This is a genomic window from Pseudomonas putida S13.1.2 (assembly GCF_000498395.2).
Taxonomy (GTDB): domain Bacteria; phylum Pseudomonadota; class Gammaproteobacteria; order Pseudomonadales; family Pseudomonadaceae; genus Aquipseudomonas; species Aquipseudomonas putida_Q.
Genome location: NZ_CP010979.1, coordinates 993,149 through 1,006,191, shown reverse-complemented (window position 1 = coordinate 1,006,191; position 13,043 = coordinate 993,149). Strand labels below are relative to the sequence as shown.

Annotated in this window: 11 protein-coding genes and 1 pseudogene; 10 read left to right on the top strand and 2 right to left on the bottom strand. The window is 64.4% G+C overall.

Features of this window, described 5'->3' with window-relative positions; genetic code table 11:
* Positions 1–4: 4 nt before the first annotated feature.
* The 3 genes from N805_RS04540 to N805_RS04530 are packed head-to-tail and all read left to right on the top strand — an operon-like array spanning position 5 to position 3,818.
* A complete protein-coding gene (locus N805_RS04540; RefSeq protein WP_028613225.1) occupies positions 5–310 on the top strand; it encodes a sarcosine oxidase subunit delta in 306 nt (101 codons plus the stop codon).
* On the top strand, positions 307–3,210 hold the full coding sequence (locus N805_RS04535; protein ID WP_028613226.1) for a 2Fe-2S iron-sulfur cluster-binding protein: 2,904 nt from the start codon (positions 307–309) through the stop codon (positions 3,208–3,210). Before N805_RS04540 ends, N805_RS04535 begins: the two co-directional genes overlap by 4 nt.
* Before the next feature lie 2 nt (positions 3,211–3,212).
* Positions 3,213–3,818, top strand: a complete 606-nt coding sequence (locus N805_RS04530; protein ID WP_028613227.1) for a sarcosine oxidase subunit gamma — start codon at positions 3,213–3,215, stop codon at positions 3,816–3,818.
* 198 nt (positions 3,819–4,016) lie between these two features.
* On the opposite strand, the gene N805_RS04525 is transcribed toward N805_RS04530, so the two are convergent.
* Positions 4,017–4,904 carry a LysR family transcriptional regulator gene (locus N805_RS04525; RefSeq protein ID WP_028613228.1) on the bottom strand — a complete coding sequence of 296 codons (888 nt, stop codon included), beginning with the start codon at positions 4,902–4,904 and terminating at the stop codon, positions 4,017–4,019.
* A gap of 228 nt (positions 4,905–5,132) precedes the next feature.
* Here N805_RS04525 and N805_RS04520 point away from each other — a divergent pair.
* A pseudogene (locus N805_RS04520) lies at positions 5,133–5,471 on the top strand (alpha/beta hydrolase fold domain-containing protein); the annotation flags it as partial.
* Between the two features lie 153 nt (positions 5,472–5,624).
* On the opposite strand, the gene N805_RS04515 reads toward N805_RS04520, so the two are convergent.
* Complete coding sequence (locus N805_RS04515; protein WP_028613230.1) at positions 5,625–5,918, bottom strand: DUF1330 domain-containing protein; 294 nt, start codon at positions 5,916–5,918, stop codon at positions 5,625–5,627.
* Positions 5,919–5,996: 78 nt separating this feature from the next.
* On the opposite strand from N805_RS04515, the gene ribBA reads away from it, so the two are divergent.
* The 6 genes from ribBA (at position 5,997) to N805_RS04485 (ending at position 12,891) form a co-directional block, all read left to right on the top strand.
* Positions 5,997–7,118, top strand: a complete 1,122-nt coding sequence (gene ribBA, locus N805_RS04510) for a bifunctional 3,4-dihydroxy-2-butanone-4-phosphate synthase/GTP cyclohydrolase II (protein WP_028613231.1) — start codon at positions 5,997–5,999, stop codon at positions 7,116–7,118.
* 356 nt (positions 7,119–7,474) lie between these two features.
* Complete coding sequence (locus N805_RS04505; RefSeq protein WP_028613232.1) at positions 7,475–8,500, top strand: ABC transporter substrate-binding protein; 1,026 nt, start codon at positions 7,475–7,477, stop codon at positions 8,498–8,500.
* Positions 8,497–9,414 (top strand): ABC transporter permease, encoded by a 918-nt coding sequence (locus N805_RS04500; RefSeq protein ID WP_016499075.1) that lies wholly within the window; start codon positions 8,497–8,499, stop codon positions 9,412–9,414. The genes N805_RS04505 and N805_RS04500 overlap by 4 nt, the downstream gene beginning before the upstream one ends.
* Positions 9,415–9,420: 6 nt before the next feature.
* Positions 9,421–10,230, top strand: a complete 810-nt coding sequence (locus N805_RS04495; protein ID WP_028613233.1) for an ABC transporter permease — start codon at positions 9,421–9,423, stop codon at positions 10,228–10,230.
* A gap of 19 nt (positions 10,231–10,249) precedes the next feature.
* The gene (locus N805_RS04490; RefSeq protein ID WP_028613234.1) at positions 10,250–11,398 is read left to right on the top strand and encodes an ABC transporter ATP-binding protein; all 1,149 of its coding nucleotides are present in this window, start codon (positions 10,250–10,252) and stop codon (positions 11,396–11,398) included.
* A 185-nt stretch (positions 11,399–11,583) separates the two neighbouring features.
* Positions 11,584–12,891 (top strand): substrate-binding domain-containing protein, encoded by a 1,308-nt coding sequence (locus N805_RS04485; RefSeq protein WP_028613235.1) that lies wholly within the window; start codon positions 11,584–11,586, stop codon positions 12,889–12,891.
* Positions 12,892–13,043: the final 152 nt, after the last annotated feature.

Sequence of the window (13,043 nt, the reverse complement as noted above, 5' to 3'; positions counted from 1 at the left end):
AACGATGAAGATCCTGACCTGCCCCTTGAACGGCCCGCGCAACATCAGCGAGTTCACCTACGGCGGCGAGTTCAAGCACATGCCCGACCCGGCCAGTTGCAGCGACGCCGAGTGGGCCGACTATGTGTTCAACAGCGACAACCTGGCCGGGGTGGTGACCGAGTGGTGGCTGCACAACGCCTCCAGCTACTGGTTTCTGGCCGAGCGCCACACGGTGAGCGACCAGGTGCTGCGCACCTTCGACCCGAAAGCATTGTTCGACCGCCGGGTCGACTTCACCCCCGCCGCCACCCCGGAGATCGCCGGATGAACAGCCACACTCGCCTCCCCGCACCCATGGGCCTGCTGATCGACCGCGAGCGGCCCTTGCTTTTCCAGTTCGACGGCCAGGCCTGCCAGGGCTTTGCCGGTGACACCATTGCCAGCGCCCTGCTTGGTGGCGGTCGCTGGCTGCTGTCACGCTCGTTCAAATACCATCGCCCACGCGGCCCGCTGAGCATGGCCGGGCAGGATGCCAACACCCTGGTGCAGTTGCCTGAAGAGCCCAACGTGCTGGCCGACCTGGAGCTTGCCCGCGAGGGCCAGGTGGTCGAAGGGCAGAACTTCAACGGCAGCCTGGAGCATGACCGCGACGCCTACCTGGGCAAGTTTTCCCGCTTCATGCCGGTGGGCTTCTATTACCGCTCGTTCTACAAGCCCAAGGGCATGTGGAAAGTGTGGGAGCCGCTGATTCGCAAGAAGGCCGGCCTGGGCGTGCTCGACCTTGGCTTCAAGCCGCAGTATTACGACAAAGCCTATCTGTTCGTTGATGTGGCGGTGATCGGCGGCGGCCCCGCCGGCCTGCGCGCCGCGCTGGACGCGGCCAATGCCGGGGCCAAGGTGCTGCTGATCGAACAACAGCCGGTGCTGGGCGGCTCGCTCACCTACGCCCGCTTCGACATCGCCGGCACCCGCGCCGCAAGCCTGCGCCAGGAGCTGCTGGCCGCCATCGAGGGCCACCCGAACATCCAGGTGCTGCTGGATGCCACCTGCAACGGCTGGTTCACCGACAACTACCTGCCGGTGATCCAGCGCAAACGCCTGTACAAGGTGCGCGCCAGCCGTTGCCTGGTGGCGGCCGGTTCGTTCGATCAGCCGGTGGTGTTCCGCAATAACGACCTGCCAGGCGTGATGCTGACCAGCGCCGCCCAGCGGCTGATGAAGCTGTACGCAGTCAAGCCGGGCCAGCGTGCGGTGATCCTCACCGGCCACGATGACGGCTACCTGGCCGCCCTCGACCTGCAGGAGCAAGGCGTAGCCTTGGCCGCCGTGGTCGATATGCGCGCCGCGCCAGCCGATGCCGCACTGGCCGCCGAACTGAAGCGCCGCGATGTCCCCGTGCACCTGGGCAGCACGGTGTACGAAGCGCTGCACGAAACAGGCATGCGCCATGTCAATGGCGTGGACATTCGCCCGATTACCGGCCAAGGCACGGTCGGCCCGCATGGCCTGCGCCTGGCTTGCGACTTGTTGTGCATGTCGGCGGGCTATATGCCGGTGTACCAGTTGCTGTGCCAGGCCGGTGGCAAGCTGGCCTATGACGTCAACCGCGACGAGTTCACCCTCAGCAACCTGCCGGCCGGGCTGGATATCGCAGGCTCGGTGAACGGCCGTCACGCGCTGGCCAACGTACTGGCCGATGCCACGCGCGCGGCCGCCGATGCACTGGCAGCGCTGGGCCGGCAAGCGCCGCCGCAGCCGGTGTTCAGCGCCGAAGCCAGGGTCAATTTCCCCTGGCCGATTTTCCCGCACCCCAAAGGCAAGGATTTCGTCGACTTCGATGAAGACCTGCAAGTGCGCGACATCGTCAACGCCACCCGCAGTGGCTACCGTGACATACAACTGGTCAAGCGCTTCTCCACGGTCGGCATGGGCCCGTCCCAGGGGCGCCACTCGGCGCTGCCCACGGCACGCCTGGTCGCCCATGCCACCGGCCGCAGCATCAGCGAGACCGGGGTGACCACCGCCCGCCCACCGTTCCAGGCAGAAAAACTGGCGCATGTGGCCGGTCGTGCCTTCGACCCGTACCGGCAAACGCCAATGCACCGCCGCCACCTGCAAGCGGGGGCGAAAATGATGCCTGCCGGGACCTGGCAACGCCCGGCCTACTATGGCAAGCCAGAGGAGCGTGAGCGCTGTATGCAGGAAGAAGCCCGCCATGTGCGCGAGAAAGTCGGCCTGATCGACGTGTCTACCCTGGGTGGCCTGGACGTACGCGGCCCCGACGCCGCAGAACTGCTGGAGCGCGTCTACACCTTCGGCTTTGCCAAGCTGCCGGTCGGCCGCACCCGCTACGCACTGATGACCAACGAACAGGGCGTGGTGATTGACGACGGTGTCTGCGCACGCCTGGGCGAGCAACACTTCTATGTCACCGCCACCACCAGCGGCGTAGAGGGCATCTATCAGCAGATGCTGAAATGGAATGCGCAGTGGCGCCTGGACGTAGACATCACCAACGTCACCACCGCCCTGGCTGCCGTCAACCTGGCCGGGCCATTGTCACGCCAGGTGCTGGCCAAGGTGTGCGGTGACGTGGACCTGTCGGCCGAAGCCTTCCCTTACCTCGGCGTACGCCAGGGCAAGGTGGCCGGCATATCCGCACGCATCCTGCGGGTCGGCTTCGTCGGTGAGCTGGGGTATGAGGTGCATGTGCCAGCGCGCCATGCCGAGCGCCTGTGGGACGAACTGATGCAAGCCGGTGCAGGCCTGGGTATTCGCCCTTTCGGCGTGGAGACCCAGCGCCTGCTGCGCCTGGAAAAAGGCCATGTGATCATCAGCCAGGATACCGACGGCATGACCCACCCGGCAGAGATCGACATGCAGTGGGCCATCGGCCGCAAGAAGCCGTTCTTTGTCGGCAAGCGTTCCATCGAAATCCTTGAGGCGCAGCCGCTCAAACGCAAGCTGGTCGGTTTCACCCTGCCCAAAGGCAGCCCGCAGCCACTGGAGGGGCACCTGGTACTGGACGGGCTGGACATCAGCGGCAACGTCACTTCCTGCGAGTACTCACAAACCCTGGGCCAGATCATCGGCCTGGCCTATGCCGGCGCCCACCAGGCCACCCCAGGCATGCACATCCCGATCCGCGTGGAGGGCGGCGCGATGGTGCATGCCAAGGTGGTGCAACTGCCCTTCCACGACCCCGACAACCTGCGCCAGGAGCTCTGACCATGACCAGTTTGCAAGCCGAAGCGTTTGTCCCTCGCAGCCCGCGGGCCGAGTTGTTGCACACCTGTGCGTTGACTGACCTGACCGAGTTGGCGCGAGTCGGATTTCGCGGTAGTGACAGCGCCGCTTATCTTCAGCAGCTTGGCTACGATTTGCCTGTACAGCCGAACCATGCCGTGCGCCAGGATGACGGAAGCTGGGTGGCACGGTTGTCTCAGACCGAGTACCTGCTGTTGGGCAACCTGGCCGACGATGGCGCGCGGGTGGCTGGCCTGGAGGCCGGGTGGGTGCAGGATGCCCGGCGCAATTACCTGCTGCCGCGCCAGGACAGCCATGCCTGGCTGCAGCTGTCAGGGATGTGTGGCGGCGCGGTAATGGCCAAATTGTGCGGGGTGGATTTGCGTGCCGGGGCATTTCCGGTTGGGGCGGTGGCACAGACTTCGGTGGCACGCATCAATGTGATTGTGGTGAATGTGGGCAGTGATGAGCGGCCGGCGTTGCAGCTGCTGTTTGATCGGGCATCACTGGGGTACTTGCGCGAAGCGATGCTGGATGCCATGGATGAATTCGATGGCGGTTTGATTGAGCCGGGTGTGTTGCTGGGGTGATACGCGGTGCGGTGTGCGGAGGGTTCGCCGCAGAAGTTTCGGTGCCTGGGAGATCGAGCGCCGCCCGCGCGGCGCATCGCGAGCGAAGCTAGCGCCTACGTTTGTTTCGGGCCAATCATGCCTGTGGCAGGCGCGCGCGACCGCCTTGTTTGCATGACGCGATATCAAGCCATGGGCCAAGGCGTTCGCGCGTGAATTTCACAGCAAGTGCACCAGGCGCTCGTGCAGAAAGCTCACAAAACCCTGCACCGGCCTCGCCACCTGCCTGTGCTGCGGGTACACCGCTGATAACTGCAACGCCGGCGGCGTCCAGGCTTCAAGCACCCTCACCAGCCGCCCATCCGCCAGCGCCTGGCCGACTATGAAGGTGGGCAGGTAGGTCACGCCCATCCCGGCGATAGCGGCATCCCTGAGCAACTCGCCGTTGTTCGCACGCATGCGCCCGACCACCTGAATCGCCTGCGCCTTGCCGCCCTGGCGGAACTGCCACTGCACCTGTCGCGCATGCCCATAGGGCAGGCAGTCGTGCCCGGCCAGATCCTCCGGTTTTAGCGGTACTGCCCGCGCCCGCAGATACGCCGGGCTTGCGCAATAAACCCGCTCGACACTGGCAATACGCCGCGCAATCAGGCTGGAGTCCTCCAGCGCGCCAATCCGCAGCGCCAGGTCGTAACCCTCACCGATCAGGTCCACGGCGCGGTCACTGAGGTCCACCTCTACATCGACTTGCGGGTGCAATTGCAGAAACTCGGTCAGCAGGCAGCCCAAGTGCGACATGGCGAACGACAGCGGTGCGCTCAGCCGCAAAGTGCCGCGCAGGGCGTGGGCCTGGCCGCTGATGTCGTGCTCCACCTGCTGCACCTCGCCCAGCAGGCGCAGCGCCGACTGGTAGTAGTGCTGGCCCAGCGGCGTGGCGTCCAGGCGCCGGGTAGAGCGGTTGAGCAGGCGTACGCCCAGGCGCTCTTCAAGCTGCATCAGGCGCCGGCTGACCGATTGCTTGGACATGCCCAGGCGGTCGGCGGCAGCGGTGAAACTGCCGGCCTCCATGACCTGGGCAAAGATACGCATGTCTTCGTAGGGGTTCATTGTCTCGCTCATGGTGACAGTCAAACGCTTTATAGCGGCTTTTTCCCGCCAGTGCATCTGCCTAACCTATGCACAAGTCGCAGCGACGGCCCAGCAGGCCAGGCAAGACGCCCACTACTAACACTTGCATGGAAAAGGATTCGCTCATGAACATTGTCCACAAAACCCTTACCGCCTCTCTTCTGGCCCTGTCCGTTTCCAGCGCCTTCGCTGCGGGTAGCCCAGGTGTCGCACTTCCTGACCACCGGGATGATGAAGTGGTTCTGGGACAGCTACACCACCGATGCCAAGGCGCGGGAACAGATCTACGCCTCGCCGCTGCGAGCCAGTAGCGAGCAGTTGAAGGGCCTGCCGCCGGCGCTGGTGCAAACGGCTGAGTTCGATGTGTTGCGCGATGAAGGCGAAGCGTATGCCCGCAACCTTAATGCTGCTGGTGTAGCCGTTACCTCGGTGCGCTACAACGGCATGATCCACGACTACGGCCTGCTCAATCCGCTGAGCCAGGTGCCAGCGGTGAAGGCAGCCATGCGCCAGGCGGCCGGTGAACTAAAAGCCCACCTTCAATAACCTTACCCACCCATGCGGCAGAGGCTGGCGTGCCGTAAGGCAGGCCAGGCCTCTTCGCGGGTAAACCCGCTCCCACAGGTACACCACAGAACTGGAAATTTGTGGTGCACCTGTGGGAGCGGGTTTACCCGCGAAAGGGCCATCAGCCCTACATCAGGGTTCAAACCCTTCGACAATGATCACTTCAGCCTTCGCCACCCCCTGGCGATGGCTGCAAGCCTCCTGATACAGCGCGGACCGATAACACGCCACCGCCTGCTCATACGAATCGAACTCGATCACCACGCTACGCTGAGGGGTAGGCCGCCCTTCCATCGCCTCGCTGCGCCCGCCACGTGCCAGGAAGCGGCCGCCGAATGACTTGAAGGCTGCCGGCGCGCGTTGGGTGTACTGCTGATACTGCTCGGGTTCGGTCACGTCCACATGGGCGATCCAATAGGCCTTCATGCGCTGCTCTCCTGTTACGGCGATATTTGTGTATGATGGTATACCATAAAAATCACCCCACCACAGTGAGCGTGCAACATGGCATTCAACACCATCGAGGAGCTTCTCGAGGACTACCGGCAGGGCAAAATGGTCCTGCTGGTGGATGACGAGGACCGGGAGAACGAAGGCGACCTGCTGATCGCCGCCGAGCGTTGCGACGCCCAGGCCATCAACTTCATGGCCCGCGAAGCGCGCGGCCTGATCTGCCTGACCCTGACCGACGAACACTGCCAGCGCCTGGGCCTGGAGCAGATGGTACCGGCCAACGGCAGCGCTTTCAGCACGGCGTTCACCGTGTCGATCGAAGCAGCCACCGGCGTCACCACCGGCATTTCCGCTGCCGACCGGGCACGCACCGTGGCAGCGGCCATGGCCCCGACCGCCCGCCCCGAAGACCTGGTGCAACCTGGCCACATCTTCCCGCTGCGCGCCCGCGAAGGCGGCGTGCTGACCCGCGCCGGCCACACCGAAGCAGGTTGCGACCTGGCACGGCTGGCCGGCTTCAGCCCGGCGTCGGTCATTGTTGAAGTGCTGAACGACGATGGCACCATGGCCCGCCGCCCCGACCTGGAAGTGTTCGCCGCCCGGCATGGCATCAAGATCGGCACCATCGCCGACCTGATCCACTACCGCCTGAGCACCGAGCAGACCATCAAACGTATCGGCGAGCGCGAACTGCCGACCGTGCACGGCACCTTCCGTCTGGTCACCTATGAGGACCGCATTGAAGGCGGCGTGCACATGGCCATGGTCATGGGCGACATCCGTCGCGAGCAACCGACCCTGGTGCGGGTGCACGTGATCGACCCGCTGCGCGACCTGGTCGGTGCCGAATACGCCGGCCCCGCCAACTGGACGCTGTGGGCGGCGCTGCAGAAGGTAGCCGACGAAGGTACAGGCGTGGTGGTGATCCTGGCCAACCATGAATCCTCCCAGGCCCTGCTTGAGCGTGTGCCGCAGCTGACCCAGCCGGTAAGGCCGTACCAGCGCGGGCAGTCGAAGGTGTACTCCGAAGTAGGCACCGGGGCGCAGATTCTGCAGGACCTGGGCGTGGGCAAGCTGCGTCACCTGGGGCCACCACTGAAGTACGCCGGCCTGGCGGGGTATGAGCTGGAGGTGGTGCAGAGCATTCCGTTCGAGCCAGGCCTTCCGACCTGACACAGTCCCGTTGTAGGAGCGGCCTTGTGCCGCGAAAGGGCCGCATAGCGGCCCCGTCAATTGGTGTGTCGACGCTGAAACCCTGGGGCCGCTGTGCGGCCCTTTCGCGACACAAGGCCGCTCCTACAAAGGGTTGCGGCAGTTGGCAAAGGCCGGGGTGATGGCCGGTCGCCTCAGACCCCTTGCCAAAAGTTTGGAATACCATAATATGATATCCCGTAGACCTTGAATCTGTAGGCCGGCACCTACAATTAAAAACGGCCACCAAGACACTTTGTTTTAGCTGCTCCCCGAACACTGTTGGCGGGCGCATCAAAAGCCCCGCCTCGAATAACAAAAGCAACGAGGGCGTAACCATGCTGTTGAGCAAACGTGTAACCGCAGTGCTGTCCGCCAGCCTGCTGACCCTGGCATGTCAAGCCGCCCAGGCCGCTGACAGCCTGAACTTCGTCAGCTGGGGCGGTACCACCCAGGACGCCCAGAAAGAAGCGTGGGCCGTACCCTTCACCAAAGCCACCGACATCAAGGTCGTGCAGGACGGCCCCACCGACTACGGCAAGCTCAAGGCCATGGTCGAAAGCGGCAACGTGCAATGGGATGTGGTCGATGTCGAAGCCGACTTTGCCCTGCGCGCCGCCAGCGAAGGCCTGCTGGAACCCCTCGACTTCACCCAGATAAAGCGTGACAAGATCGACCCTCGCTTCGTGTCCGACCATGGCGTCGGCTCGTTCTTCTTCTCCTTCGTGCTGGGCTACAACGAAGGCAAGCTGGGTGCCAACAAGCCGGTAGACTGGACCGCACTGTTCGACACCAAGACCTACCCGGGCAAACGCGCCCTGTACAAATGGCCCAGCCCCGGCGTGCTGGAACTGGCCCTGCTGGCCGACGGCGTAGCGCCAGACAAGCTGTACCCGCTGGACCTGGACCGCGCCTTCAAAAAACTCGATACCATCAAGAAAGACATCGTCTGGTGGGGCGGTGGCGCCCAGTCGCAGCAGCTGCTGGCCTCGGGTGAAGCCTCGCTCGGCCAGTTCTGGAACGGCCGTGTCTACGCCCTGCAGCAAGACGGTGCACCCGTGGGCGTAAGCTGGAAACAGAACCTGGTCATGGCCGACTTCCTGGTCATCCCCAAAGGCGCCAAGAACAAGGACGCGGCCATGAAGTTTCTGGCCAACGCCAGCAGCGCCGAAGGCCAGGCCGAGTTCGCCAACAAGACCGCCTACGCCCCGGTGAACGTCGACAGCGTGGCCAAGCTGGACAAAGACCTAGCGCCTAACCTGCCCACTGCCTACGCCCAGGACCAGGTCACCCTCGACTTCGCCTACTGGGCCAAGAACGGTCAGGCCATCGCGGCCCGCTGGAATGAGTGGTTGGTCAAATGAAAGTCGCCATCAACGCCCTGCATAACGCGCAAGGTGCCCCCACGGGCACCGGCGCCCCCGGAACGGCCCCCCGCCGCGCCAGCCTGAGCCAGCGCTGGAAGGGCAGCCGCAACCTGCTGCCGGCCCTGCTGTTCCTTGGCCTGTTCTTCTTTGCCCCGCTGGTCGGCCTGTTGCTGCGTGGGGTGCTGGAGCCAACGCCGGGGCTGGGCAACTACGAGCAGCTGTTCGCCAACTCGGCCTACGCACGGGTGCTGTTCAACACCTTCTCGGTGGCCGGCGTGGTCACCCTGATCAGTGTGCTGCTGGGCTTCCCGCTGGCCTGGGCAATCACCTTGGTGCCCAAGGGCTGGGGCCGCTGGCTGCTGAACATCGTGCTGTTGTCGATGTGGACCAGCCTGCTGGCGCGCACCTACTCGTGGCTGGTGTTGCTGCAAAGCTCGGGGGTGATCAACAAGGCGTTGATGGCCATGGGTATCATCGATACCCCGCTGGAAATGGTGCACAACCTCACCGGCGTGGTAATCGGCATGAGCTACATCATGATCCCGTTCATCGTGCTGCCGCTGCAGGCCACCATGCACGCCATCGACCCGATGGTGCTGCAGGCCGGCTCCATCTGCGGCGCCAGCCCGTGGACCAACTTCTGGAAAGTGTTCCTGCCGCTGTGCCGTTCGGGGCTGTTCTCCGGCGCGCTGATGGTGTTCGTGATGTCGCTCGGTTACTACGTCACCCCGGCACTGCTGGGCGGGGCGCAGAACATGATGCTGCCCGAATTCATCATCCAGCAGGTGCAGTCGTTCCTCAACTGGGGCCTGGCCAGCGCCGCTGCCGCACTGCTGGTGGCGATCACCCTGGTGCTCTTCTACCTGTACCTGAAGCTGCAGCCGGAATCCCCGGTTGGCAACGCGAGGTAAACCGCCATGCTCCTGTCTCCCAATGCCATGGGCCGCCCGCTGCGCACGGGCCTGTACCTGACCACCGGGGTCATTGCGGCCTTCCTGCTGCTGCCGGTGGTGTTCATCGTGTTGCTGTCGTTCGGCTCGTCCCAGTGGCTGGTGTTTCCGCCACCGGGCTGGACCTTCAAGTGGTACAGCCAGTTCTTCTCCAACCCGGAGTGGATGGACGCCGCGCTGGCCAGCCTGAAGGTGGCCGTGCTGACCACCGTCGCCGCCGTACTGCTGGGCCTGCCCAGCGCATTCGCCCTGGTGCGTGGCCGCTTCCCGGGCCGCGAGCTGCTGTACGGCCTGTTCACCATGCCGATGATCGTGCCGCTGGTGATCATCGCCGTGGCCGTGTACGCACTGTTTCTCAAGCTGGGCTACACCGGCACGCTGTTCGCCTTCGTGGTCAGCCACGTGATCGTCGCCCTGCCCTTCACCATCATCTCGATCATCAACTCGCTGAAGCTGTTCGACCAGTCGATCGAGGATGCCGCGGTGATCTGCGGTGCCTCGCGCCTGCAGGCGATTTTCAAGGTCACCTTCCCGGCCATTCGCCCGGGGATGATCGCCGGTGGCCTGTTCGCCTTCCTGGTGTCGTGGGATGAGGTGGTGCTGAGCGTGATGATGGCCAGCCCCGACCTGCAGACCCTGCCGGTGAAGATGTGGACCACCCTGCGCCAGGACCTGAGCCCGGTCATCGCCGTGGCCTCGACCCTGCTGATCGGCCTGTCGTTGCTTGTGATGTTCATTGCCGCCGCCTTGCGCCGGCGCACCGAAACAAACGCCTGAGCGCGCGGAGAAAACAACAATGAGTGCAGTGATCAAAGACAACGCGCCAGGCAAGACCCTGGTCAGCCTGCGCGGCCTGAACAAGCACTACGGCGACTTCACCGCCGTGGACAACCTCGACCTGGAAATCCAGGACGGCGAGTTCCTGACCTTCCTCGGTTCTAGCGGCTCGGGCAAATCCACCACCCTGTCGATGCTGGCCGGCTTCGAAACGCCCAGCAGCGGCGAAATCCTGGTCGATGGCCAGTCGCTGGTGAATGTACCGCCGCACAAGCGTGACATCGGCATGGTGTTCCAGCGTTATTCGCTGTTCCCACACCTGAACGTGCGCGACAATATCGCCTTCCCGCTGGCCATCCGCAAGCTGAGCACCAGTGAGACCAACAAGCGCGTCGACGCGATGCTCAAGCTGGTGCAACTGGAGCAGTTCGCCCACCGCAAGCCGTCGCAGATGTCCGGCGGGCAGCAGCAGCGTGTGGCGATTGCCCGGGCGCTGGTGTACGAGCCACGCATCCTGCTGATGGACGAACCACTCGGCGCGCTGGACAAGAAGCTGCGCGAAGACCTGCAGGACGAGCTGCGCCAGCTGCACCGCCGGCTGGGTATCACTATCGTCTACGTCACCCATGACCAGGAAGAAGCCATGCGCCTGTCCCAGCGCATCGCCATCTTCAGCCATGGCAAGATCGTCGGCCTGGGCACCGGTTACGACCTGTACCAGAACCCACCGAATGCCTTTGTCGCCTCGTTCCTGGGCAACTCCAACTTCCTGCGCATCAAGGCCAGCAGCAATGGCGCCGGCAGCTTCGAGGGCCAGCCAGTGGCCATTCGCCTGACCCCGGGCCTGGCCGCTGGGCAGGATGCGCTGATCATGGTGCGCCCGGAAAAAGCCCTGGCCCTGACCGCCGAACAGGCTGCGCGCGAGCCATTGCCGGCGGGCTGGAACGAGGTCAGTGCCAAGGTTGGCGAAGTGCTGTTCCTGGGTGAAAGCCAGACCTGCCATGTGGTGACTGCAGGGGGTACCGAGCTGACGGTGAAGGCACTGTCGGCCGCGGGCATGCCGATGCAGCCGGGCGACAGCGTGAAGGTGCGCTGGGCGGTGGCGGATGCCTGCATCTACACCGAGTGGGCCGAGAGTGATTTGAGCAAGTCTGCCGGGGCGCATTGAGATAACCGGGGCCGCTTTGCGGCCCTATCGCAACGCAAGGCCGCTCCCACAAGGCATCGCGGTCGCCTGTGGGAGCGGCCTTGTGTCGCGAATGGAGGGCAGAGCCCTCCCCTACGGACTGTCACATTATCATCACGCCACTGTCGTAATCTGCCGGCCAACTCTATGCCACAGGGCCACCCGGCATGCCCCGCCTGTTTGTCTTGCTGCTCACCTTGCTACCGCTGGCCACCCTGGCCGAGCCTGTGCACCTGCGCGTTCAAGGCTCCAACACCATCGGTGCAGCACTGCTGCCTGCCTTGGTACAAGGGCAATTGCGCGCGCAGCAAGCCACCGCCATCGAGCAGCAACCTGGCAAGTGGGCCAACGAGACCGTGATCACCGCACGCGATGCGCATGGCCAACCCCTGCGTGTCGACATCGCCGCACACGGTTCCAGCACCGGCTTCGCCGCCCTCGGCCGTGGCGACGCCGACCTGGCAGCCGCCTCGCGACCGATCAACGACAGCGAAGTGCGCCAACTTCGGGCCCTAGGCGACCTGCGTGCTGCCAGCGCCGAGCAAGTGATCGGGCTGGACGGTGTCGCGGTCATCGTCCACCCCGACAACCCGCTACCTCGGTTGAACACACAGCAACTGGCGCAGATTTTCTCCGGGCAGATCCAATGCTGGGAGCAATTGGGTATTGCTGGCGGCGCCATTCACCTATACGCCCGTGACGACCGCTCCGGCACCTTCGAGACGTTCAAGGCACTGGTGCTGGAGCCCCAGCACCACGACTTGTCAGCCAAGGCCCGGCGCTTCGAGTCCAGTGACGAACTGGCCGCGCAGGTGGCCACCGACCGCCAGGCCATCGGCTTCAGCAGCCTGGCTGCGGTGCACGGGGCCAAGGTGCTGGCGGTAGCCGAAGGCGACGCACCGGCCATGCTGCCGGAGCGCGCGCTGGTGGCCAGCGAAGACTATCCGCTGTCACGACGCCTGTACTTCTACCTGCCGGCCAACCCCAAGCCGCAGGCCAGGGCCCTGGCCGACTTTGCCCAGAGCCCGGCCGGCCAGGCCATCGTCGCCCAGCAGGGCTTTGTTTCGCAGCAGATCAAGGCCCAGCCAGTAGTGCCCCAGGCCGACATGCCGCCGCGCTACCGTACCTTGGCCCAACAGGCGCAGCGGCTGAGTGTGAACTTCCGCTTTCAGGAAGGCAGCGCCAGCCTCGATAACAAGGCCCTGCGTGATGTGCAGCGGGTGGCCGAATACCTGCGCCAGGCTGGCAAGCTGCAGAGCAAAGCGGTGCTGGTAGGTTTTGGCGACCCCAAGGAAACGCCTGGCCGCGCCGCCCTGCTCTCGCGCCTTCGGGCCCAGGCAGTGCGCCGCGAGCTGGCACGCGATGGCGTGGAGTTGCTGGAGGTGACGGGTATGGGCGATGAACTGCCGGTGGCCGGCAATGAGCTGGAGCAAGGGCGGCTGCGCAATCGGCGGGTCGAGGTGTGGGTGTATTGAATTGAGGGGGCGGGCTTGTGCTCCTCCAGGGGTGCTGGCAAAGAAATGTAACAGCTCCCCATTCGGTATCTTCTGCATTCGGGTCTAGGCTCAAATTCATGTGATACCGGGCCCCTCTGACGGCTGCCAAGCCGCCATGTCGGATCACTGTT